This window comes from Actinocrispum wychmicini, from assembly GCF_004345645.1.
Classification (GTDB): Bacteria; Actinomycetota; Actinomycetes; order Mycobacteriales; family Pseudonocardiaceae; genus Kibdelosporangium; species Kibdelosporangium wychmicini.
The window spans coordinates 285,980-309,707 of sequence record NZ_SLWS01000004.1 but is presented as its reverse complement, the minus strand read 5'-3'; the positions used below and the strand labels follow the sequence as shown (position 1 = coordinate 309,707).

Genomic DNA, 23,728 nt, shown 5'->3' with positions numbered 1-23,728 from the left:
CAGGGGTCTGATCGACTTGGTCGGGTGCCAGGACACTGCCGACGTTGTCCTGTGACGCCGACGAGCGGCCAGGCAGGACAAGCCATCCGCCCGGTCGAACGAAGATCAGGTACAGCAGTCGTACCTCATGGTCGTTAGATCACCACGAGCTCGTCCATTACGGGACCTCTAGGCGAGTTCGGTAAGGGCTAGGGTGGCTTGCAAGTGCATGCTTCGAGCGCCGCTGGTTTCCCACAGCGCGGCCGCGGTGGTGAGCATGTCCCTTGCCTGGTGGTGGTTGCCAGAGTGGGCCAGACTGAGCCCGGCGCGCAGCCAGGCGCGGCCCTCCTGTATCCGGAGGCCAGCGGACGCCAGCGCACGAGCGGCGTCCAAGGCCAGGCGAGCGGAACGGTCCGGATCGCTGGAGGTCAGGGCGTGCGCCCGGATGACGTTGGTGATAGCCACACGCACGGGATGACGGTGACAGATCCGTTCGGCTCGCTCTACCATGCCGCGCGCGGCGTGTGCGCGCCCGCGCTCGGCCTCGGCATGTGCCATGGTTTCCAGCGCTCTGAGCAGGATTCCTATGTTCCCGGAGTTGGCGATCTTGTCGTAGCACGCCTCGATCGCTGCCACGCCAGTACTGGTCTCACCAGATTCGATCAATGCCATCCCACGGACGCACTGGATCAGCGCTGCTTGCGTGACCCGCTCCGGCGAGCACTGGGCGGCAGCCTCGGCCAGGGTGCTCAACGCTGGGTTGTGGTCGCCGCGCCAGATCAGCACCAGTGCCTGGCCACATCGCAGTTGTCCCAGGGCGTGTGGTGGGCTGGTCAACCGGGCCAACTCGACAGCCTGTTCGGCGGTGGCCACTGCGTCAGGCAGCCGTCCTGTCTCGCCGAGAATCACGGCCTGCAGCACGTAAAGCATCGGCTGCATCGCGTTGTGGCCGGCGCGGTCGAGCCGTATCACGTGGCGAAGCCGGTCCAACGCGGCGTCGGCTCGGCCGGTGAACTGCTGCTCGACCTCGCACAGCAGGCAGATCGCGGCCACGTACGGTGCCAACTCGCTGGCGGAGAGGGAGTTCATCAAACGATCGGCTGTGCCGATAAGCGTGCCGACGACCGGCAAGTTGCCCTGGGAATAGGCGTTCACCGCGCGGAGCGCTGCGGCGGCGAACCGCTCGGCAGGGCCCAGATCCATGCCGGCCAGTGTGGTCAGCAGCCGGCCGGACTGATCGAAAAGGCCAGTAGTGGTGTTGAGCGTCGCCGCTGTCAGGCACTGCGGTACGACACCGGACGCGGGGAGGCCAGTCGAGTGGCCCAAATGATCGTGCAGGATCGCCGTGGCCTCTTGTGAAGACCCGAGCACTAACTCGGTACCCGCGGTCAGCACCGCCACGGTGGCTCGGCGGGTGTGATCGTCGGCGGGCAGCAGAGCCAGCAAACGCCGTGCGGTGGCGCCGCTTTCGACCAAGCGGCCGCTGACACGCTGTGCGTGGGACAGGACGGTCAGCAGATCCAGGCGCAGCGGCGCGGAACCGGGTGCATCCGCCACCGCGCGTACGGCGGCGTGAATGTTGGCTAGTTCCGTCTCCAGCCATTGCCGGGCCTGGCTCGGCGCGGTGAACACGACCGGCCCGCTCGCGACCGTCGCGGTCGACGCTCGCCAGGTGGCGGGCAGCGTCGTTGCCACCGCGTTGGATCCGACGATCCGGTAGTACTCAAGGATCCTGTTGAGCGCGGCCTGACGGTCGGCCGCTGACTCTTCCCGCTGTGCGGCGGTGCGTGCGTGCCGGCGCAGCAGGTCGTGAAACTGGTAGCGGCCCGGTGCCGGCTGCAGGAGCAGATGCACGTCCAGTAGCTGCTCCAAGCTGGACTCGGTGCCGGCCAGGCTGGTGTCGGCCAGCGCGGCGGCCAGCGGGGTGTCCCAGTGCGGGCCCGGTATCAGGCCGAGCAGTCGGAACAGGCGGCGCAAGGGTGGGGTGAGCTGCTGGTAGGAGGCGGCGAACGCGGCGGCGACGCTGCGGTCCCCGGACGCCAGCTCGGCCAGCCGCCGGCTCTCGTCGCGCAGTCGTTCGGCCATGTAGCCCACCGACCACGTCGGGCGGGCGCGCAGTCGTGCGGCGGCGACCCGTAGCGCCAGCGGGAGGTAGCCGCACAACCGCGCCACGTCCGCGACCGCGGCGGGTTCGGCCGCGGATCGTTGGTGGCCGATCACCCGGGCAAGAAGGGTGATCGCGTCGTCGGGTGGGAGGAGATCCAGCGACAGGGTATGGGTGACGTCGAGGTCGACCAGGCGACGCCGGCTGGTGACCAGGATCAGCGACCCCGCGGTGCCGGGGAGCAGCGGGCGTACGTGGGCGGCGCTGGCGGCGTTGTCCAGCACCACCAGGACGTTGCGGTGGGCCGACTCGGCCCGCCATCGGGCGGCGCGATCCTCCAGTGTCTCCGGGACGTGCTCGGCGGGCACGCCGATGGCGTGGAGCAGGCTTGCCAGCGCTGTTGCGGGGTCGAGAGTGTCCCGGCTGGTGGTGTGGGCGTGCAGGTCGATGAACAGTTGGGCGTCGGGGTAGCGGTCTTTCAGCAGGTGGGCGACCCGCAGCGCCAGGGTGGTCTTGCCGATGCCGGCCATGCCGTCGATGGCGAAGATCGTCACCGCCGTTGCGGTGGTGCCGTCGGCAGGCAGGGCCGAGCGCAGGTCACGCAACTCTGCGGCGCGGCCGGTGAAGTCCGCGACCTCGCCCAACAGGTCGTTGCGTGGCACCGCGGCCTCGGGTGCGGCTTTCGGCGTCTGGCGGATCGATGCCGGAGCGGCGACTGTGGGGTCGGCGTGCAGGATCTGTTGATACAGCCGTTGCAGGGGCGGGCTGGGATCTGTCCCCAGCTCGTCGGCCAGGCGGTGTCGGAGCGTTTGGTAGTGCGACAGCGCCTCGGCCTGGCGACCGCTGCGGTAGAGAGCGAGTACGTACTGCCCGGCCAAGCGCTCATCCAGTGGATGGCGATCCGGATTGTTGGTGAGGTCGGCCAGCAGCGCGGCGTGCTGGCCCAAGCGGAGTTGTGCGTCCCCGAGGTCCAGTTGGGCCGCATGGCGGCGCTGGCTCAGTGCGGCACGTACGGACGTGGTCCAGGTCGTGTCTGGCAGGTCGGCGAGCGGTTCTCCGCGCCACAATCCCAGCGCCTGGGTGAACAACGTGGCGGTGAGCTCGTCGGCCCGGCTGGCGCGTGCCTGGGCGACGAGGGACTCGAATCGGTGCAGATCGACCGTCTCCGGATCGACGACGAGTCGGTAGCCGGTGGTGTGCGTGGTGATCGTGACACCCGGGACCGCCGTGAGTGCCTTGCGCAGCAGGGCGATGCGGTGTTGGACGGCGTCTCGCGGTCGGCGCGGCTCGCGACGTGGGCCCCAGACCCGATCCAGCAGTTGGTCGACCGACACCGTGTGGTTGGCCTCGACCAGCAGCACAGCCAGCACGCACCGCAATTGCGCGAACCCGATCACGATCGGCTGTCCAGCAACGCGCGCTTCGATCTCGCCGAGCAGACGGAACTCGATTGTCATCTCTCCCCCTGCGAGTGGGAGCCTCCCCGACTCCGCACTACCGGGCTGACCGGCCGACTCAACCGCCGGTAAGGGACCGGTACAGCCTGCCGTGGACGCTGGTCCCGTGGCCAGCCCGCGCACCGCGTTTCTGATCCGGCCACCATCGACAAGTTCATACCGCCCAAGGAACTGACCTGGGGACAGCAAGAAGTCGCCGTCACTCGGTCGCGACAAAAAGGGCAAACGCCCGCTTTCCACCGGATGTTGAAGGGGGATACGCAATATGTGGAATCCGTTACCCAACCGGCGACGAGGTGTCCCACTGGTCGCCGCGCTGTGCGCCGCGCTCGGGTTGATCACCGCGCCGGCCGCGATCGCGGCACCAGCCGTGCCGGCACTGGATTGGCAGCCGTGTAACAACGGTTTCTTCTGTGCCACCGCCACCGTGCCACTGGACTACGCTCATCCCACCGCCGCGACCATCCACCTCGCGGTGATCAAACACCCGGCCACCGACCCGGACCACCGCATCGGCTCGGTCCTCTTCAATCCCGGTGGCCCCGGCGGTTCGGGCGTGGCCGCGTTGCCGCAGGTGTACGGGCTGTTCCCGCCGGACCTACGCGCCCGGTTCGACCTGGTCAGCTTCGACCCACGCGGCATCGGGCAGAGCACCGACCTGCAGTGCTTCGACACCATCGACCAGGAACAGCAACTGCTGTCCCGCGTCTCGGGCGGATACCCGACCAGTGCGGCACAAGCACAAGTGTGGGAGAACACCTGGGCCACCTTCGACAACGCGTGTGCCGCGCACGCCGGACCGTTGCTCGCGCACGACACCACCGCCGATGTCGCCCGGGACATGGATCTGCTGCGCCAGGCGGTCGGCGATCCGTCCCTGAACTACTTCGGCGGCTCCTACGGCACGTATCTCGGCGCCACCTACGCGAACCTGTTCCCCAGCAAAGTCCGGGCGATCACGCTCGACGCCAATGTCGACCCGGTCGCGTGGGCGACCGGAACCGACGGCTCCGCGCACCGACTGGGCACGTTCCTGCGGATGGGTTCCGACGAGGGATCCGAGGCGGCCCTGACCGCGTTCCTCGACCTGTGTGGCCGCGCCGCGACCGGTTCCTGCGCGTTCTCCGCCGGTAGCCCGGCGGCCACCCACGCCAAGTACGACACCCTGCTGGACCGTTTGGCCAACCATCCGGTCACGGTGTCGGGAAGGACCGTCACCAGATCGCTCGCCGTGTCCCTGACAGTCAATGGGCTCTACAACGCGCTGCCGATTCCGAACCTGACGGCCGGCTGGCCGCAGCTGGCCACGCTCCTGCAAACCCTCTGGGCATTGACAGACGGTAGTTCCGCGCCTGCCGGGAACGCGTTGCCGGTACAGGACTTCACGTTCCCGAATCTCGGTGTTGTGCCGAACGCGGTCACGCCGTACGCGGGCCGGGAAGCGCAGTTCGGCGTGCTCTGTTCGGACAGCCCTCACCCGCGCGATCCGGGCCAGTACGCGGCGCAGGCGGCCTTCGCGACGGCTCGCTCCGGCGTGGTCGGTCCGGTCTGGGCGTGGGTCGATGAACCGTGCGCGCAGTGGCCGGTGCTGTCGGCGGACCGCTACACCGGCCCGTGGAACCGCCCCACCGCGGCACCGATCCTCGTCATCGGCAACACCGTCGACCCGGCCACACCGTATAAGGATTCGGTCGCCATGGCCCACGACCTGGCCAACGCGCGGCTGCTGACCGTGCACGGCTACGGCCACTCCGCATTGATCAACCACAGCAGCTGCGTCGACCGGATCGAGGACGCGTACTTCGTCACTGGCGCCCTACCCGCGCCAGGCACGGTCTGCCAACAGGACCAGGCCCCGTTCGCCGGGTAACTCCGATCCAGACCCTTCAACAACCGACGCCGGCCCGCGGACGTCCGTCGGCCGGCGTCGACCTTCGAGCTGAGCGACGTTCCGCGGTGGCAGGATGCCTGGACATCAGCCAGCGCGGCCAGCATCGATTCCAGGCGGCCCAGTCCACACTTGCTCGTGTGACACGGATGACGCGGCTCTTGGCACGGCTGGTGGCGCCGGTCGTCGTGGTCAGCGTCGGCGGCTGCGACAAGACCACCAGCGGCACCGCGGTCGGCGGCGCAAGCACCTCGGTTGCGACCACGACAACCAGCGCCACCACATCGCAGGCGCAGACGAGTCTGACAATCACGCCGACTTCGTCCTCCGCCAACGACGTTCCGGACGCGGACAGCCTCGGTCCGTTCGGCTGGCGTCCTCCCGCTCCGGGCGTGGATCCGATCCTCATCGGCATGGACGCCAAGGCAGCGGCCGCGACCGGCGTCTTCACCAAGACCCCCGCGCCGAAAGACGGCTGTGCCGAGTGGCCGGCCGAACCCGGGATGTCCATTGAGACCGTGTACGTCAGCCGGACGATCGGGGTAGCCGCCATCGTCGCCCGGACCGGACCGAAGATCCACACTCCTGAAGGCGTCAGGATCGGCATGACCGCCGCGAAGGTGCACACGGCCTACCCGGCGTTCAAGGTAGCCAACACCCAATCCGAGGGCGTGCTCATCCCGCCCCCCGCCAACTCGAAGGCCCGCTACCGATTCACCTTCGACGACTCGGGCAAGCTCGACTACCTGGCCCTGGAGTCCATCTCCCAGGACTGCTACGGCTAGTGCAGCGTCAGCAGGTACGCGAGGTCCTTCTCGGTAGGGAGATTCTGCGATGGCCAGCATGGGTAGGTGCGTCCATTGGTTCGCGGGCCGGCCCAAGAGTGAGATCGCGGTCAGCGTCCGAACAGCACCCGCCGCGAACCGGTCGACGTGGGGGTGGACCCTTGCATTGCGGCGAGTACCCCGGGTGGCAGCGAGAGCCACCAGGCGCATTCCTGCCGGGCAGGCGACGGTGCGGTGTCGTCGTCGAGCACCGACCGGAGGTTGGTGGTGTTTCCGGCTCGCGCGCTGGCCGCGATGATCGCACGCAGCACGGTGACTGCCTGGCTGCCGAATGAGCGGTCCTGACGGATGTCGAGGATCCCGTCCATGAATTTGCGGGGTAGCCGTGGTGCGGCGTTGGCCAATGCCCATGCCGTTTGTACGCGGGTGTCCACGTCGAGTCGGGAGCTGCCGATGATGCGCAACAGTGTGCGGCCGGCCGCCGGGCCGGACACGACCTTGCCCGCAAGGCGGACCATCGCCCGCGCCACGGTGACGTCCTGGTATGTGGTCGTGTCAGCCAGATGGTCGGTGACCGCTTGACTCAGGGCGTCGCGGTATCCGGAGTTGGTGAGCAACGCGGTGTATCCGCTTTGGGCGGCGCCACTGCCGAAGAGCGTCTCGGTCACGACCTCGACCAGTACTCTGTCTTCACCGTGTACCCACTTGCTCCGGTGCTTTGGGCCGATTTCCTGGAGCGTGGTGGCGAACTGTTCGGCGAACTCGCGGTATCGAATCCGTTGGGCATCGGTCACGTCGCTCGGCTTCGCCCGGTACACCAACTCGCCGTCGCCCACGCGGTGCAGGACCCGGCGCGCGGCCGCCGGATCGAGGATATCCAGTAGGCGCAGGCTCGACCGCTTGACCTCCATCTCGGTGTGGGCGTCCAGTGCCGCGTCGACGCTCGCTGTGCGGAGTGCCGCTCGTTCCTTTGTGGACGGCTCCCACAGCTCGCCCCGGGTCAGTACGTCCACGCTGGTGAACAGTTCGCGGAGCAGCCAGCGGTCGGGCGGGTCGAGCAGCGAGCGCACAATCCAGTCGCTGGGCGCCTTTCTCGGCAGTCGTTGGAAGATCTTCAATGGCATGAACGACATGGGGTTGCCCGCCTGCGACGCGATCCCGATGGCGAACTCGTTCGCGATCTCGGCGACGCGGTCGACCGCCATGATCCGGACCAGCGCTTCGGCCCGGATGTCCTGGTCGGCGCCCTGGGTCGCGCAGATCTCCAGCAGGAGTCGCTCGCACAACAGCCGCCACGTCCGCATGCCCAGCTTGCGGCGGGTGACCAAGAGGTACCCGGACAGAAGGTCCCAACTGTCGGTGTTGATCGGGTCGTCCCCGTACAGGGCGTCGACGAGGTCGGCCGCGGTCTGCTCCTCCTCGTCGGTGTAGTGGATGCGCAGCAGGCTCGCGATGCCGCGGCGGCTGCCGAACAGTTTGCTCACCTTGTATGAGGGCGCGAGCAGTCGGGACCAGGGCAGCCCAAGCACACGGGCGTAGACGATGAGGTGCTCGACACGCCAGCGGGCGGTTCCACCCTCCAGCCGGGAGATCATGGCCGGCCCGAATGATGGCGTCCCTGGCTGTTCGGCCAGCGCATGGGCGAACGCGGTGGCGGTTGCCAGGTGCTCGTCATGGGCGTCGTACCGCAACGTCCTGGCAAGCCAGCCGAGGTACCCGTCGACCGTGTTCGCGGTGCTGTGCCGAGCAGGACGGCCCGACCTGGTCATCGGTCCCCTTCAGCAATTGTTTACAGCGCGGCTGGTCGTATTCAACGCCGCGGGTTCACCCGGCGGCAACGGGCATCCTCCTGTCCACAGGACGAAGAGAGAGGGACCGCGTCGTGGAACTCACGCCTTTGGTATTCATCAACTACCGCACCAACGACCAGCCCTGGGCCGCGGTGCTGCTTGATCATGTGCTGTCCAGCGAGTTCGGCGCGGACTCCGTGTTCCGGGCCAGCCGCTCGATACCGCCCGGCACCACCTTCGACCGCGAACTGCTCTCCGCGGTCCGTCGCAGCGGTGTGCTCCTGGTGCTGATCGGGGACCGCTGGCTGAATGCCCGCGACCGGTACGGGCGTCGGGCCATCGACAGCAGAACCGACTGGGTCCGCAGGGAGATCGCCGAGGCGTTCTCCCTCGGGACCATTGTCGTCCCTGTGCTGATCGGTGATATCCCGAGATTGCTCCCGCATGACCTGCCCGCCGCCATCCGCCAGTTGGCCACCTGCCAATACGTTCGGCTCCGGCCCAGAGATTCCCAGCAAGACGTCGATCACCTACTGCGCCTGCTGCCTACGCTCCTTGAGCGCCACAGCGACATCCATGCTGCCCGCCTCAGCTGAGCGTCAACGGCATCTCATTGTCACTCCCGACAACGCACGCTCATGCCGCGAGTCGCGCGACCGCGGAACGCCCGACGCTGCCGATGGGCGTGCACCTCGAGCACGCGGTCGCCGCGCGGACTTTGTCCCGCAGTACCCGCATCGCTCGTGCCGAGGGCGCCAGTTCGCGCGCCTGCTCAGCGCGTTGCCTGGTCGGCGACAAGACCACGAAGTCATCGCAATAGCGCACCAACATCCCCAACCGGGGGCCTTCGCGCTGCCACGCCTCATCCAGCACGTGCAGCGCGATGTTCGCCAATAACGGGGAAATCGGTGAACCCTGCGGGGTTCCCGCCCACTCGGCGCCGTCACCCCGCCCTCCAGGATTCCCATCCTCAGCCAAGCGCGGATCAGCTTCAGTATCGACCGGTCCACCACGCATCGATCGCGGACCGCTTGGGCCGAAACCCGTAGCTCGCCTCGGTGAACTGAGCCTCGAAGACCGGTTCGAGGACCAGCTTCGCGGCCGTCATCACCACCCGGTCCGCCACGGTCGGGATCGACAGCGGCCGGGACTCTCCCGGCCGCCCCGGTTTGGGAATCTGAACCCGCCGCAGCACTGCCGGACGATAGCTATGCGTCCGCAGCCTCTCGGCCAGGTCCCGAAGGAACGCTTCCACCCCCGAGGCCATCACCGCGTCGACGGTCACCCCGTCGACACCAGGTGCGCCCCGGTTCGTGCACACTCCGGACCACGCCCGCCCCAGGACGTCCATGCGGTGGACATGGCCATACAGGGCATGGAACCGGCGTTCGGGTTCTTGCTTGGCACAACGGCAAGGTGTCCATTGCAAGGCTCGGACCTTGTCCAGAGGACGCCGCCGTTGTTGGCGGCCGGTGTCCTCCCGGCGGGTGGAACTAGCCGATACGGCACTCACCCGAGTCCCTCCCCGTTCGCGGATCGCGTCGATGAAGTAGGGGCCCTTCGCTCCCGACGGGTTGTGTTGTCCCGCCGATCGGCACTACTACTGCCCCCTCCGACTGCCTCTCGACAGCCCACCATTTCCCGGTTCCGCCGGTAATAGGCGAGCCACGCTTCCCACGCGTGGGGCCGAGGAGGCTCTATCCAGTTCCCAGGACACCCTTCCGACCATTCCACGCTCCTTACGCCGGGAGGTTCTTCGGCGACCGCTCCAGGTCCAAGATCGCCTTCCACGGCCTTCGCCGTTCAAGCACAGGTTCGGCTCCTCCTTGGCCCCGCCATCTCTGACAGGGCTTAAATAACGACGCTGCAAGCTTCACTTCATGTTGCGGACTGGTCGGTCGCACGCCCCCGAAGGGCGCTTGTCACTCCACTTCGACGCCGACCTCTCGATCGACGCCGGGAGTCGGCTACCAGGGACCCTGGTGTCTCCCCGGACCGGACTCACACCGGCTGGCTATCCTGAGCTTGTCGCCCGGTCACATCTATTCACACCCCTTCTGGGCTGCGAAAACGCCCGGACTGCTGGACGTACACTTGAGTTTTAAGTGCGCTGGAGCGCGGAAGCCGATGTGCGAAGTATTCACCGGCCAGCGCTGTAAAGGGTCCGACGAAGTCGTCCCCAGGCCGCGCCGCACCTGTGCTTGAGCACGGGTGTCGGGTGAACACGTGACAAGTCTCGTGCGCCCAGGTAGGTAGTGTTACGGGTTGTGGCCGAGGTGACCACTTCCCATGACGTCGGCGCCGTCGTCAGGAATGAACGTGTGCTGGCGATGGCTGCGGCTGGGGCACGGCTGGGTGGCTGCGTTTTCCTCCTGACTTCCCTGGGGACGGCAGCCAGGGCCTGTTGCTGGTCGCATTGGTGGAGTCGGCCGCCCTCGTGGTCGCCTGCTGGGCCGCCGGGCAGGTTCGTACGTCGTGGACCGTGGTGGACGCGGTGGTCAATGTGGTGCTGTTCGTCGTCGTCGCGCCCGCGTACAACTATGTTCTGGTCGCGGTTCTGGTGGTCGGTCTCGCGTCGACTCGGTTGCGCTGGATCGTGGTGATCGGGTGGGTGGTCGCGAGTGTCTACGCGGTCGTCGGCGTCGCCCGAGCCAATGGTCCATTGTGGAATATCAGGCCAAACGCGGTGAGCCTGGCTTTCGTGCCGGTCGTGCCGTGGCTGATGGCCAGGCAGATCCGGGCGGCTGTGGTCCGGATGGACGCTCGGCATGCCGAGGTGATCCGGCGGGCCGAGGATCTCGCGGCCCGCAGTCTGATGATCATGTGACGCCTTGCGCCGGTGTTCGGCTGGTGCCCGGTCCGCATGGCATGACGGTGGTGTTGGGCTGGTCGTTGTCTCAGTGAGGATGGGTATGTGTCAGGACGGGGAACCGATCGTAGGTTCATGACCAGTCCAGTGAAACTGTTGTCGCCGTGTGGATTTTCGGGACCGGTCCCGAGGGCGACGTGGCAGGATGCGGACATGCGGACGATCCGAGTCGGCGTGCTGATCGCGGGCGTGGCGCTTGCTGTCGCGGCGTGCACCGCGAACTCAGTGGACTCGTCGCCGACCACGCGGGAGACCACGGCGACGAGTGCCGCGTCCACCTCGTCATCGGCGCCGCGGCCCGTGCAGGGTGTCGAACTGCCGATGCCGGTCGAGGTCACCGGCCCGGAGCCGGATCTGCTGACCAGTAACCAAGCCTACGCCGAGTTCCCGCCCGCGTCGGTCAGCCTGCCGGTGATGGAGCAACTCGCTCAGCAGATGCGCAAGGAAACCGTGCTGCGGTCCGGAATTCGTGGCCGGTTCGGCGCGGCGTCGTGCCCACGCGGCGGGTTGACCATGCGGGCCGGCGCGACCACGACATGCACGATTCGCTATGAGGGTGTCGACGTGCCGTGGAATATCACGATCGGCGACGATTACCAGCGTGGGAGCCAGTTCTTCGACTACCGAGTCACCGGCACGGTCGGTGTGCTGCGGGCGCGCGCCGTGCACGGCCTGCTGTGGAACAAGGCATCGAGGGTTCCCAGTCAGCGGCTGCGCTGCGACGCGATTCCCGAGATGAAGGTCGTGCAGCTCGGGCCGACCGGCTACCGGTGCCAGTACCTCGACACTACCGGAGCCTCGGACGCGCTGATGTGGACGGTCGTACAGGTGGTAGTCGACGAGGATGGCGAACTGCGCCTCGAATGACCTGTGATTCGACGTAGGTCGTATGTGAATTGGCTGCCTTTGGGCTCTCAGTACCTTGTCGGAGTCGATCCCGCCATAGCGCGTCAACCCGGCGTGCCCGCTGTGCACGGTGCTCTGGGTGGCTACTCCGCGCTGAACCAGGCGATCTCGTCGGACAACGGCTCGTGGTCGAGCGCCCGGATCTCCCGTTCGATCCGGGCGAGTGACTCCTCGGTGCCGGTCGTCCACGGCACGAACTCCGGCGGCTTGCCCGTCAGCTCACCGGGCCGGATGCCGTGCTCGGTCATCAGCTTGCGCAACACCGGCATGGCGGTGTCCGCGAACTGCGGCAGGCCCATCGTGCCGCCCGAGGCCTTGCGCAGGATGCCGTAGATCACGAAGAAACCCAGCCAGTCGTCAGTCGCCTCGTACACCAGGCGGTCGATGACCGCGGGGTCGTCGGCCAGGTCGCGTGCCTGCTTGCTCACTGTTTTCCTCACTTGATGTGGATCTTCGTGGTCCGGACGCCGTCGATGTTGATGTCTATCGTCTTGCCGCCCGACTTGCTGAAGTCGCGCAGCTGGATCCGGCCGCCGTCCGGCGTCCGGACGTACTCGATGTTGCCCTTCGGGGTCTCGGTGACCTCGGCCGGGCCGTACTTGTCCACCAGTTTCTGCCAGGTCTGGTTCAGCTGCTGCTCGTCCATCACCCGGACGTCCGGGCTGCGGCCGGGTTCGCCGATCGGCTCGCCGCCGGGCTCGAGGATGTCGGCCGCTGCCTGGTCGGCCGGTGGCACCGGCTCTTCCGGCGGCGACGTCTTGCCCTCCGCCTCGGCCAGCTCCTCTTCGACGGTGGAGTCCAGCTCGGCCGTCTCGGCTTCGACAGCCTCGATCGTGGGCGCGTCGGCGGCCGCGACCTCCAGGGACTCGGCCACGTCCGTGGCGATCGCCGACTCGACCTCGGCGGTCACCGCGGCCTCGAACTCGACGACCACGGGCTCAGCGACAGCGGCTACCTCGGCGGCGTCCGCGGCTCCGGCCGCGACGTCCGAACCGCCCAAGGTGAACACGGACAGCAGCACACCGACGGCGGAGGTGAGCACCACCGCGACACCGATCTCCGCGAGCGCCACCTTCAGGTCGTGGTGCGCCTTGTCGATCGCGGACGCATAACCGTCGCATGCCTTGGCCATCTTGCCGCACGTGTCCTGCAGGCCGGTGAACAACGCCTTGTCATCGCCGGACTTGGCCAACGAGTCCCAGAACTCGTTCATCGCCTGCAGGCACTCGGTGTTGTTCGAGTCCGTCATGCCCTGCACGGCCGAGTGCAGCCGGCCCACGATGTCACCGATGGACGACTGCGCGGCCCGCCACGCGTTCGCCGCCGCGCGCAGCTTGTCCGGCTCGCCGTTCGGCCAGTACTTGGCGAGGAAGTCCGGGACGTCCGACTTGCCGGCGCCCTTGGCCGAGGCCACCTCCGGCATCATCACGTCCGAGTACACGCCGAGCGGCGGGTACTGCTTCGGTGTCGCGCCACCGGCCGTGGAGTGGGCCTCGGCCTTGAGGTAGTTGTTCGCCGTGGTGACGAGCCCGTTCGCGATTCCGCCCAGGGTGCGGATGCCAGACCCGAACGCCTGCCACACAGCCTTGGCCGCGGGGTCGTAGCGGGACGCGAACTTCTCCGCGCCGCCGTCGTTGCCCGCCATACCCTCGTTGGCACGCAACGCGTCGTCCAGCGTGCTCCAGGTCTTCTCCAGCTCGCCCTGCTGCTGGGCGAACACGGTGGCGGCACTGTCGACGTCGTCCGGGTGGACATCGACCTTGCCGGATTCGTTGCCGTCAGGGGGAATCGGAGCCACCGCCGGTCACCTGCCCCGCCACATCGAAAGGTTCGCCCGCAGCGCGGCACTGTAGTTGCCGCGAGCGGTCCGGACGATCCGGTGCAGGCCGGTCATCACGTCCCGGATCTCCTCGGCGGACTTGTCCCAGTCGTCCTGGACCTGCTTGTACGCCGCGGCCGCCGCGCCGGTCCACAACGACTCACACAGCGGCGCGATCCGGGCGCGTAACCCAGACAGTTCATCCTCCAGCCGATTAGCGGCTTGGTGAATAGCCTGCTCGACCTCAACCAGCCCGCCGAAGTCGGCGACGATCTTTCCCATGGCGCCTCCGGTCGCGAAATACCGAAGTATGACGCACGGGACGCGGAAACAGTTCCGCCGCGCCACAATAAGGCGAATAGTGGACATTTCCCCCGAAACCGAATGTCAAAGAGTCCGCAAAGGACTTAAGCCGTGCGCCCCACGCAAGCGGACAGGTAAGATGGCGATCCAGCCCTCTCGGCAGGCGGCTGCCTGGTCGGCCTGGGATGGTGCGCTGGTGTGGGCAATCGACGCCCGGCACCTCACAAGCGACAACCAGGCCCTCACCGACAAGCTGGCCGCCGCCCGTTCCAACGCCCGCCGCATCGCCGACCTCGAACTCCGACTACTCGATACCCCGTCGCTCCCGCGTACGCGGGGATCGTTCTCGGTCTTTCTGCTGCTTGGGCCTCGCTCGGCTGTCGCTCCCCGCGTACGCGGGATCATTCCGCGGCGACCTTCCTGGTGGCGGCGTTGTTGGTGTCGCTCCGCTTATGCGGAGATCGTTCCAAATGCCGGGATCATGCCGTCCGAATCGCCGCGCTGCCTGTCTCGCCAGCCACACCGCCGTCCAGTCGCGGGACATCGGCCCGCGCTTCGAACTCGGACCGAACGACCGCGACGAGACGTCGCGCCCGCGCGGCACCGACTCCCAGTCGAATCCGCAGCGAATCAGCCGATATCGGCTTCTGGTGAGCCTTGCGATGAGCAGCATCCTCCAGGCGCGCCAGCGCCAACAGCACCTCAGGCAGCCGCCCGTCAGCTTCCCGCCGGCCACCCCGCCGCACAACGATATCCTCGTCAAACTGAAGCTGCGCCTCTCCAACTCCGTCGTCCGGCTTCGCAAGAACGCCCGACTCCAGGCGATCGACGTCGCACCCCGCCAGATTTGGACTTGCCGTGCCGATCGCCTGCAACAGGCAGGGGCCGACTTCCGACCACCCGATCAGTATCAGCGGTCCGACCGCGTCGAACGCCGCCGTCCCGTACTCGCCCACAACCAGCGGCTCGGCCACATTCAACGCCAAGTCCTACAGGGGAGTTGTCCGATGGCCGAAAGTTTGGTGGTTGAGCGTGGTGTGCTGACCGCATCCGACCCGGGTGTGGGACGCCGCGTTGCGGCGGGTCGTGGTGATCGGTCGGTCGGCCGAAAGGCGTACTGGATCTACGATCGACTGGCCGCCGTGACCGGCATCCCGGTGATGGATGAGATGGTCTGTTCCTGTAGTGCATCCGAGGATGGCCAGGCGGCAGGGAGGAGGCTGCGGGGATGACCGAATCCGACGACGGGCGCGATGATCAGCGGGCTCCGGGCAGCGTCGAGCACCCCCCGGATTCCTTCGCGACAGCAGGGAACGCTCCGCCGCCGTATCTCGGCCAGCCCCAGACCGCGTACCCCCATCCCGGCTACGGGTATCCGCCACCGGCCAAGCCGCGCCGGACGGGCTGGATCGTGGCCGGAGTCGCCGCGGTGGTGATCGCGCTGGGCGCCGGGGTGGCCATTGGTGTCGTCGTCGCCAGACAGTCCCCCGACCAGCCGCCGAAACCGGCCACGGCCCCGGTCTACTCGATGAACGCGGTCTCCAACGCCTGTGATCTCGTCGATCCCGCTCCGCTGACGGCGTGGTCGCCCACCCCCGCGAGCCCGCCCCAGCACCGGGAAGTCCGCCCGAGCGTCTACGGCGCTGGCAGCCTGAGCTGCCAGATCGGCTACTCCAGCGACAACGCCGTGGACACGGCCGAAATCCTCGTCGACGCGGACTTCACCAACGGCGACGCCCCGCCTTCCTACGACGGCTGGAAACGCGGTGATACGGCCAAGACCGGCGCGGGCATGGAATCCGGCCCGATCACCGGAATCGGGACCCAGGGCTACTGGCACTCCGAGACTTACGGCAACCTGGTCACCGACACGAGGTATCTGCTGGCCGTGCTGGACGGCAACGTCTCGGTACGCGTCCGGCTCAACGTCAGCCGCGACAAGGACGATTCCCAGGTGCACCGCGCTGAACTGGAGTCGATCGCCGAGGCCCAGGTCCGGAAGACGCTGAACGGGCTGAAACAGAACTAGAGGACGCGATGCGGCACACCGAGGTATGGCACCGATGACGGACTTTCCGGACGAAGCTGACGACCAGCGCGCCGCGAACGACCCCAATCCTGGTGCCGGGCAGCCGAACCCGACCCCGGTGGATCGGCTCGGCTCGGTCCGGGACACATCCGGCCACGTTCCGCCTGACCCCGCTCCGCCAGCGCCCGGTCCCACCTCAGCCACGCCCAGCTTCATTGCGGACTCGCCCACATCCAGTTCCCCCGGGTCCGGGCATGCCCCACCCCCAGGCCCCGGATACGGTCCCCCATCCGGCTATCCGCCGCCCGCAGCCTCGCCCAGCCGGGCCAACAGCTCCAAGACAGGACTGATCGTGGCCGCCGCGGTCGGGCTGGTCGCGCTACTCGGCATCGGAGTCGCGATCGGACTCTCCGTGAGCGGCGGCTCGTCCACCGAGGCCGTGCCCACGTCGACTCCGGCTTCACCGAGCCAGGTTCCGTCCACGACCACCGCCCCGCCCTCCGCGGCACCGGGAAAGTACTCGATGAGGACGATCACCAATGCCTGCGATCTGCTCGACCCCAAACCGTTGATGAAGTGGTCCTCCACGCCGACCCCGCCGGTACACCGGGAAGACCCGCCAAGCGGCGGCCTGACGTGCGATCTGAAATACACCAGCACGTCCCCCACCGACGGCGTCACCACCGACGAAGCCGGAATCGGCATCCTCGTCGAATTCACCTCCGCCAACGAGCCACCGGAATACGACAAGTGGAACAACACCGGCGCCGCACAGCAGGGATGGAGCACCGGCACAATCCCCGGACTCGGCACCCGCAACTCCTGGCGCGGTATCTCCGTCACGAACCCGGCCCCAGGCGCGAGCTACATCGTCGGAGTGCAGGACAGCAACGTATCGATGCAGGTCCAGGTCGCGGTCCACCGTGCACCCGGCGAAGGCCCGCTGAAGCTGGACGAACTTTCCGCGATCGCGCAATCACAGGCGCGGACAGTGCTGGATCGGCTCAAGCAGCCGTAATCGCAACCTGGTCAGACATTCACGAGGGCGCGCCAGGACTCAGTCGCCGCCTCATGGCTCCGAGGACGTGACGGCGACAGCAGACCAGCCTAGCCCAGGGCTTTCACGGTAGTCCGGTTGGCAGCGTGCCGTGAACCCCGGCAGGACGGTCACGATCCTGTCGAGAACACGCACTTTCGAGTAAACGCATGATGGCCACGAACTGTCCCTTGCATCGTCGCGACGCGAAGATCTCGATCCGCCACTTCAAAGCGCACGCTCCCCGGTTCCGCCGAAACGGGTAGCTACGACGGGTGAGGATGTCTTGAGGCAACACACAACAGCTTTTTGGGGCAGCCGGAAATGCTATGGAAAGGGCCTTGACCCAACTGTCGCGTACCTCCCGCGTGGTTGTCGGCCTCGTGCAGCCATAACTGGTGGCTCAAACGGGTCGACTTCCCAGGCGTCCGCACCGCGGTATTGGCGCATCTGGTCTGAGCGTGCCGGGTTGCGGATCGCGACATCAGGAGACGTCAGATCTGGCTACGGTGTCGAGTTCGGCAAGGACGATCGGGAGTGCCTCGGGCACTATCTTGATCACTGCTCGGATTGGAAGGTACCAGTCGGCGATCCTCAAAGCTCGGGCTACCGCGCGCGCGGCGGCGCAGGTCCTGGCTTGCAGTCAGAGCCAGGAAAGCCTGCGCCTGTTCTTTCGGGGTGAGGGCGGAGTCAATGGAGTCGGCGATGGCCTCGACGCGGTCGAAGTCGCCAGCCTTAGCAGCGGCGTCCGCCATCGACACGAGCACCCTAGCCTGAGTGAAGGGATTGGTAATGGAGTCGGCGACGGCCTCGGCCCGCACTATCAACGCGCGGGCTCCATCGAGATCACCGGCCTCGACTGCAGCTTCAGCCACCGGCACCAGGGCACGTGCTTGGTGGTCGGCGCCGGTGATGGAGTCGGCAATGGCCTCGGCGCGCTCGATCAACGCACGGGCTCCATCAAGATCACCTGCCTCGACTGCGGCTTCAGCCACCGACCCCAGACCAGAGAGGAACTTGTTCTGGTCCAACGGGTCGGGGATGCGGGCGATGGCCTCGGCGCGCACGATCAGGGCGCGGGCCTGCTCAAGGTCGCCGGTCATGGCTACGACTTCAGCCACCTTCGCCAGTGCCCATGCCTGCTGCTTGAGCACCGTGATGGAACGGATGATGGTCTCGGCCCGACCGAGGTCGCCGGTCTTGGCGGCGGTTTCGGCTACCGACACCAGTACCCGCGCCTGCTGGTCGAGCATGAGGCTCGAACGGGCATCGATGGAGCGCGCGTTGGCTTCGGCCCGGCCGATCAGCGTACCTGCTCGCCTAAGGTCACCGGCCTTGACGGCAGCTTCCGCCACGGAACACTGACTCCACGCCTGCTGCTCAAACTTGGTGAATGATCTAATGGAGTCAGCAGTGGCCTCTGCGCGGGCAATCAACGTGGCTGCTCTTCCGAAATGACCAGCGTCGGCGGCTACCCCCGCCACCGACGCCAGTGCCCTTGTCCGCACGTAAAGGTCAGTGATGGAGTTGGTGATGATCTCGGCGCGGTCGACGTCACCGGTCTGGGCCAGCGCTTCGGCCACTGACATCAGGGCCGCGTCCCGGTCGCCGTACCTTGTAGTGATGGTGCGTGCGATGGCCTCGGCGCGATCCAGGTCGCCGACTTGAGCCATCGCTTTGACCAGCGGCACCAGGGCACTGGGCAAGTTGCTAGCTTCGGTGATCGAGTGCGCGACGGCCTCAGCCTGGTCGATCAGGGTGGCGGCTCGCCCGAAATCACCAGCCTTGGCGGCAACTCCTGCTACCGACGCCAGCGTCAATGCCTTCGACTTGGGGTCGTTGATGGAGGCGCCAATAGCTTGCGCGTGGTCGATCAAGGTGGCGGCTCGCCCGAAATCACCGGCCTCGACTGCAGCTTCGGCCACCGACACCACGGCCTCTGCCTGCGTGAAGGGCTTGGTAATGGACCGAGCAGTAGTCTCGGCGCGATCGAGGTCGCCGGTCTTAGCCGTCGCTGTGGCGACCGATGCCAGGACATCTGCCTGCCAATCCCACCCATGTTGGTTGAGGCGGGAACGAGCGCTGGCCTCAGCCCTGTCGACCTGCCCCAATAGCGCCCAGACCGAAGGAAGGTTGAACGGGATGTTGTGGTTTTGGGCGGCGAGGTGATCGCGATGGATAGCAAGGCGGACCATGGCGATCAGATCGGGGTATTCCTGGGTAACAATCACGTCCTGCGTCGTGGTGATCTCCGTCATCGAGGCGGCGTCACCGCCGGACAGGTCACGCATGCGATCCCGGCGGCCGAGATCGGTCGCGCATTCGATCATCTCAGGCAGGTCGCCGAAGTCATCCAGCATCCGGAAGTAGCCCCGGAGCAGGTACTCCGGCGTCTGCGATGGCCAGCCCAGTTGGCGGTACTCCTCAGCCCAGACGAATATCCGACGACGGTGCTGGTCGAGGTTCTTGCCCAGCAGATTTCGGGCCAGTTCCCTCAGGTCCGTATGGGCCAACTGGTAGCCGCCGTCCCGGTCACGAGCCGTCCAGCTGTCCTTACCCAGACGGTGAAGCACCCGGCTGCTCACCGTTCCAAGGCACCGTTCGATTTCCCATTCGTCCTTGTGCGCCAGTTCCGCCAGCCACTGAATGCTCAGGCCAGTTTCGGCGGCCACGATTAGGCCCAGCAGCTGACGTGAGAGCGGGCCGTCGTCGAGCATGTCGGTGAGGTCTCGCTTTGCCCTCCGCTCGCTGAGCTTGGCAGATGAGGAAGGTGCCAGTTCCCGGACGACGCTGGGGTCCAAGAGCGGGTGGCTCTCGGGCACGTCGTCCGGGATCGGCGGGTCGGGGCGCCCCGAGACGATCACTCGCATTCCGCCTGGCGGTCGTTCGGGGAGCAGCGAGGCGATGCTGGGCCTTCGTCTCGGCTTGGTCCTGTTGGCGAACCAGTCCTCGTCCAGGCCATCCACCACGAGGACGAGACGCCGACCCTGCTGATCGCACCTATCCGCGGCGTTGCCCAGCATTGAGTCAAAGTCCGTGTGCGAGGGATCCGGAGGCGGAATCTCGCCCAGGATAACGCCGAGCTGCCGGGTCACGACACGGAGAAAATCCTGATAGTCGTCCTGATCACCGGCCCTGATGAAAACCCGACGAACGTCACCTCTGCCGTGAGCGGCGCCAGGACGAACGTTGCCAGCAGCGCGGTCTTCCCTGCCCATGCGGTGCCGCGCCAGTAGCAGTACGACTTGCCGGATGGCCGTAGGCAGAACTCTCTAAGCTCGGCTAGCTCGGCCTCGCGATCCTGGAGCACGGTCGGTGCGAGCCTGCTGACCGTCTGGGCGTAGTCAAGGACATGCTGCGGGTCCGGGCGGATGACCGAGTCCTTACCAGCTCTAGCCTCCCTCGACCCGGCTGGCGCTGCCTGCGGCTGACTCCCCGCCACGTCACCTGCCGCGACCCGGCTCCGTGCATCCACCCACGGCTGGGTATCGCTCTCGCCGCACGCCTGCACGAACAACCGCACGGTAGCCGCCCTCGGGAAGCTCTTCCCCGTGACCATCTGCTGCAACGTTGAGCGTGCGACGCCCCCGCACCGCTCAGACAGCACGTGGTAACTCAGGCCAGCTCGCTTGAACAGTCCCTGCAGCGCCGAGGTCCACTCGGCCCTAGTCCGGATCCGGCGCGGATCAGCCATCCCCGCCCGCCTCTCACTGCCTGGTACCGGCCCCGGTCATCACGCGCTCGTACGGTCTCCTGCCGAGGCCATAGGCCGTGACCTGCGAGGACGCACGGTTTACACCAACACTGCTGCAACCGAACACTAAACGGCCGCACGCTGCTGGTGCACTGCCCCATTGGAAGGGAATACCCCGTTGACGAGCAGCACCCCAGCCACCGCCCCGCTTGAGCGGCCGGAGAAAGGCGGCGCATAGTGACCACAACCGAGATCTTGGCCATGATCGGCGGCATCACCTTGGTCCTAACCGCCGCTGCCCGCATCCCCGCAGCGCTCGCCGAGTTCCTCCAAGCCTGCATCCTCGTGACTATCACCGCCCGCGAACTCCGCGCCGCCCTCACCGGGCACGCTCCCCCGACAACCTCGCGCACGCCGGGAACCCCGGCCCGCCATGTGCACAGGACTCCGTACGTTAGCCCAGGCGCTTTCACGGGTAGTTCGGGGTCGACAGCGTGCCATGAGCGGAGAATGGCGCCCTAAACTGCGATAATACAGCTTACTGAAGGACATGTCATGCGCAGTTCAGAGCACCATTCAAGTGGTCAAGGATCGTTCCCTGCACCCGCCCCGCCATATCCACCGGACAGCTGCCCGAACCCGATCCGAAGCAGCCCAAGACAGAACGCCCGACCCAATGCACAATCCTGGCTAATCAACGCCGGGTCAGACAGCAAGGCCAAGGTGATCCGTTGAATCCTATTTTTGGAGTGCCTGATCAAAAGATTGGACACATTTTACCAAGGCAGCCGTGAACACCTGGTGCCACCACTCGCCCACGGCGGCCCAACCGGCACGCCGACCCCGACCACCAGACCCGCCAGGACCAGGCCGACAAGCACGCGGCCACCGGCGAACCATCAGTAGGACCTTCAGGTCACGCCACCAAACTCACAGCGGCGTTTTCCGCTTTAGGTGCGCCTTTCTCGCTTGCTGGATCGACAGTGTTGTTCGTCTGGAACTCCGCGCGAATGATCTTGACAAGTTGCCGGGCCGATGTGGCCCCGATTCCCAGACGAACGCGCATAGTATCGGCCGATATTGGCCGGTTGCGCACCGGATCGGATCGCACCGAACCACGCCCCACCACTTCCTCGGTTCGCCAGGCTTGCTGCTGGGCGCCCTCGCAGACGACGGGCAGCTTGACAGTGCCCATCGAACTGGTCGCACCAATCGCCCGCAAGAAGCCGGGGCCGACCTCTGCCCAGCCAATCAAGAGAAGTGGCCCAACGGCGTCGAACGCCGCCTTTCCGTACTCGCCCACAAAGAGTGGGTCTGCAACGTTCAGTGCCAATGTCACCGCACTGGCGAAGACCAGCATCCGGCGGGCCGGACGCAGCAGGTCGGCAGAGGCGCCAGTAAGCGCGAGGTGCCGGATACCCAACAGCAGTCCAAGGATCGAGAGATCAACCGCGGGCGCGACGAGCGGAGCGACCCAGCCAGGTACGCCAAGACGGAGAGCAAGGCTGAGGACGTTCCCGAAGCCGAACATGAACGTCAGGCCAACGACCGTCCCTACGATCACGGTGACGGACGTGACGACGACGGTCGACTCGATCGGCGACTGTCCGGCCCTGTTGAACTCGATCGTGGTCATGAGGAGACACCACCGCGAACAATGTAATGGTCTCCTCGTTCAAGATCGAATGGGGATTTTATGGGGATCGAAACCCGCCATAACCCGTTCGAATTCGTTTCAACGAGAAGGAACAAGGCTCTCTGACCAGGAGAGTTCGATAAATCCTCAGGCCACGGCCATTCGAATTAACTTTGACACGGTAGAGGTCACCGGTTCAATTCCAACCTCACCCCGCGAGCTCATTTCCGCCGGCCAGGAGACCTGCCGACGATCATCGTCGACGAACCACGGCGTCTGCGGAAGAGGAATGGGAGCACCCCTGACCACACATGGATCACAGTCGAGAAAGTACTCACCCCAGATCACACCCCCAACTGCCCTACCGCGCCGGCATCAGGTCGACCAACAGACAGCTGACACGCGAGTAGACGCTTGAGACGTCGCCTACGTGCGAGTGCGTGCAAGAGCCTATGGAGTTGATCGACGCAGCCCAGAAGGCGACGGTGAGCCGCGGCCAGCCGGCCCGATCCATGCCACACCTTGACATCCGTCATCCGACCGTTGGCTGTCGACCGACACCGCCACACACCGACCCCACGCCGCCCACGCGACGAGCACCCCAGCCCACCGGACCCGACCAACCGCACCGGACCACCACACGGACAGCGACCGACGCGAAGTGCCCACGTCACCGCTGACAACCGATAACCCTATTCCGCCGTGTTGATCATCCTGTTCCTACACCAGGCCTCGGCGGCAAAGACCGTAGACATCGCCACCTCGATCGATCCCGCGCAGCCCTCAGACACCGCACCACCACCGCGCGCCGCCGCATAGGCCAAGACAACGGCGCCGAACCGGGCACAACCACATTCAACAGACCACAACCGCGCCGTCGCTACGACCAACAGGCCCAGACCGCACCAACCAGCCATCACCGACGCAAACCCTGACAACCTCCACGACCGTTCTAGCACGTTACGGACATCACACGGTACAGCCACCGCTCCGCGACCCCACTTGGCCAGTCCAGTCAAAACCAACCATGATCCACTCCAGTTTTCGCTCCAGTCCTGCCCTGTCGATCTTCATTAAGACCACTATGGACAGTCCGGTCAAGATCCGCACCAGAACACAAAGGAGCCTTCTGGCCTGGTGTTTAAGCCGGGCCAGAAGGCTTCGGCGCAACCGTCGGGACGACAGGATTTGAACCTGCGATCCCTTGACCCCCAGGGATGTCCACAAAGGACCGTGGCCGGCGGAAACAGAGAATCCCTGCACAACATGTGTCCGTTCAGGACGGTTGACGCCAGCTGACCGCAGGTCAAGTGCGTACGTCGCTCCAGTTTCGCTCCAGCTCCAGCCTGGTCCTGCGGGCCGCACAGCCGGCCGACACATCGCTCTTGACCGGCCGCGCCACTCGACCGACGAGCCCACCAACCAAGCACACC

19 protein-coding genes are annotated in these 23,728 nt (G+C 66.5%); 7 read left to right on the top strand and 12 right to left on the bottom strand.

The annotated features are described in order from the left end of the window. Positions 1-168: 168 nt before the first annotated feature. A complete protein-coding gene (locus EV192_RS19470) occupies positions 169-3,540 on the bottom strand; it encodes an AfsR/SARP family transcriptional regulator (RefSeq protein ID WP_132117308.1) in 3,372 nt (1,123 codons plus the stop codon). A 265-nt stretch (positions 3,541-3,805) separates the two neighbouring features. Between EV192_RS19470 and EV192_RS19465 the strand changes: the two genes are divergently transcribed. Both EV192_RS19465 and EV192_RS19460 read left to right on the top strand, forming a co-directional pair. Continuing rightward, positions 3,806-5,410, top strand: coding sequence for an alpha/beta hydrolase (locus EV192_RS19465; protein ID WP_132117306.1), 1,605 nt, complete (start codon positions 3,806-3,808; stop codon positions 5,408-5,410). 158 nt (positions 5,411-5,568) lie between these two features. Next, positions 5,569-6,213: a hypothetical protein gene (locus tag EV192_RS19460; protein WP_165960490.1), complete on the top strand. Its 645-nt coding sequence runs from the start codon at positions 5,569-5,571 to the stop codon at positions 6,211-6,213. Between the two features lie 110 nt (positions 6,214-6,323). On the opposite strand, the gene EV192_RS19455 is transcribed toward EV192_RS19460, so the two are convergent. After that, entirely contained in the window at positions 6,324-7,982 is a 1,659-nt protein-coding gene (locus tag EV192_RS19455; RefSeq protein WP_165960489.1) for a hypothetical protein, read from the bottom strand. 113 nt (positions 7,983-8,095) lie between these two features. On the opposite strand from EV192_RS19455, the gene EV192_RS53940 reads away from it, so the two are divergent. After that, the gene (locus tag EV192_RS53940) at positions 8,096-8,599 is read left to right on the top strand and encodes a toll/interleukin-1 receptor domain-containing protein (protein WP_165960488.1); all 504 of its coding nucleotides are present in this window, start codon (positions 8,096-8,098) and stop codon (positions 8,597-8,599) included. Positions 8,600-8,639: 40 nt separating this feature from the next. Here the strand turns inward: EV192_RS53940 and EV192_RS19445 are convergent, their stop codons facing one another. Together EV192_RS19445 and EV192_RS19440 are read right to left on the bottom strand one after the other, a co-directional pair. Beyond that, the gene (locus EV192_RS19445) at positions 8,640-8,981 is read right to left on the bottom strand and encodes a reverse transcriptase domain-containing protein (protein ID WP_165960487.1); all 342 of its coding nucleotides are present in this window, start codon (positions 8,979-8,981) and stop codon (positions 8,640-8,642) included. 13 nt (positions 8,982-8,994) lie between these two features. Continuing rightward, a complete protein-coding gene (locus EV192_RS19440) occupies positions 8,995-9,288 on the bottom strand; it encodes an RNA-dependent RNA polymerase family protein (protein WP_165960486.1) in 294 nt (97 codons plus the stop codon). Between the two features lie 1,119 nt (positions 9,289-10,407). Between EV192_RS19440 and EV192_RS19435 the strand changes: the two genes are divergently transcribed. Together EV192_RS19435 and EV192_RS19430 are read left to right on the top strand one after the other, a co-directional pair. Beyond that, positions 10,408-10,830, top strand: a complete 423-nt coding sequence (locus EV192_RS19435) for a hypothetical protein (protein ID WP_132117294.1) — start codon at positions 10,408-10,410, stop codon at positions 10,828-10,830. Positions 10,831-11,025: 195 nt separating this feature from the next. Beyond that, entirely contained in the window at positions 11,026-11,739 is a 714-nt protein-coding gene (locus EV192_RS19430) for a hypothetical protein (RefSeq protein ID WP_132117292.1), read from the top strand. 122 nt (positions 11,740-11,861) lie between these two features. Here EV192_RS19430 and EV192_RS19425 read toward each other — a convergent pair whose 3' ends face one another. The 4 genes from EV192_RS19425 to EV192_RS19410 all read right to left on the bottom strand — a co-directional run bounded on the left by EV192_RS19425 (position 11,862) and on the right by EV192_RS19410 (position 14,886). After that, a complete protein-coding gene (locus tag EV192_RS19425; protein WP_132117290.1) occupies positions 11,862-12,206 on the bottom strand; it encodes a hypothetical protein in 345 nt (114 codons plus the stop codon). 8 nt (positions 12,207-12,214) lie between these two features. Further along, positions 12,215-13,576: a WXG100-like domain-containing protein gene (locus EV192_RS53935; RefSeq protein ID WP_165960485.1), complete on the bottom strand. Its 1,362-nt coding sequence runs from the start codon at positions 13,574-13,576 to the stop codon at positions 12,215-12,217. Positions 13,577-13,582: 6 nt separating this feature from the next. Next, the gene (locus EV192_RS19415; protein ID WP_165960484.1) at positions 13,583-13,879 is read right to left on the bottom strand and encodes a WXG100 family type VII secretion target; all 297 of its coding nucleotides are present in this window, start codon (positions 13,877-13,879) and stop codon (positions 13,583-13,585) included. Between the two features lie 500 nt (positions 13,880-14,379). Next, on the bottom strand, positions 14,380-14,886 hold the full coding sequence (locus EV192_RS19410) for a hypothetical protein (RefSeq protein ID WP_132117286.1): 507 nt from the start codon (positions 14,884-14,886) through the stop codon (positions 14,380-14,382). A gap of 242 nt (positions 14,887-15,128) precedes the next feature. On the opposite strand from EV192_RS19410, the gene EV192_RS19405 reads away from it, so the two are divergent. Continuing rightward, positions 15,129-15,929: a hypothetical protein gene (locus EV192_RS19405; RefSeq protein WP_132117284.1), complete on the top strand. Its 801-nt coding sequence runs from the start codon at positions 15,129-15,131 to the stop codon at positions 15,927-15,929. 294 nt (positions 15,930-16,223) lie between these two features. Here EV192_RS19405 and EV192_RS19400 read toward each other — a convergent pair whose 3' ends face one another. Further along, positions 16,224-16,466, bottom strand: coding sequence for a hypothetical protein (locus tag EV192_RS19400; RefSeq protein ID WP_132117282.1), 243 nt, complete (start codon positions 16,464-16,466; stop codon positions 16,224-16,226). Here EV192_RS19400 and EV192_RS19395 point away from each other — a divergent pair. Then, positions 16,453-16,947, top strand: a complete 495-nt coding sequence (locus EV192_RS19395) for a hypothetical protein (RefSeq protein WP_132117280.1) — start codon at positions 16,453-16,455, stop codon at positions 16,945-16,947. The two genes, EV192_RS19400 and EV192_RS19395, sit on opposite strands and share 14 nt — an antisense overlap. Before the next feature lie 512 nt (positions 16,948-17,459). Here the strand turns inward: EV192_RS19395 and EV192_RS19390 are convergent. The 3 genes from EV192_RS19390 to EV192_RS55885 all read right to left on the bottom strand — a co-directional run bounded on the left by EV192_RS19390 (position 17,460) and on the right by EV192_RS55885 (position 22,295). After that, positions 17,460-20,060 (bottom strand): hypothetical protein, encoded by a 2,601-nt coding sequence (locus EV192_RS19390; RefSeq protein WP_132117278.1) that lies wholly within the window; start codon positions 20,058-20,060, stop codon positions 17,460-17,462. After that, a complete protein-coding gene (locus tag EV192_RS19385) occupies positions 20,057-20,659 on the bottom strand; it encodes a helix-turn-helix domain-containing protein (protein ID WP_165960483.1) in 603 nt (200 codons plus the stop codon). Before EV192_RS19385 ends, EV192_RS19390 begins: the two co-directional genes overlap by 4 nt. 916 nt (positions 20,660-21,575) lie before the next feature. After that, positions 21,576-22,295 (bottom strand): hypothetical protein, encoded by a 720-nt coding sequence (locus EV192_RS55885; RefSeq protein ID WP_243726941.1) that lies wholly within the window; start codon positions 22,293-22,295, stop codon positions 21,576-21,578. Positions 22,296-23,728: the final 1,433 nt, after the last annotated feature.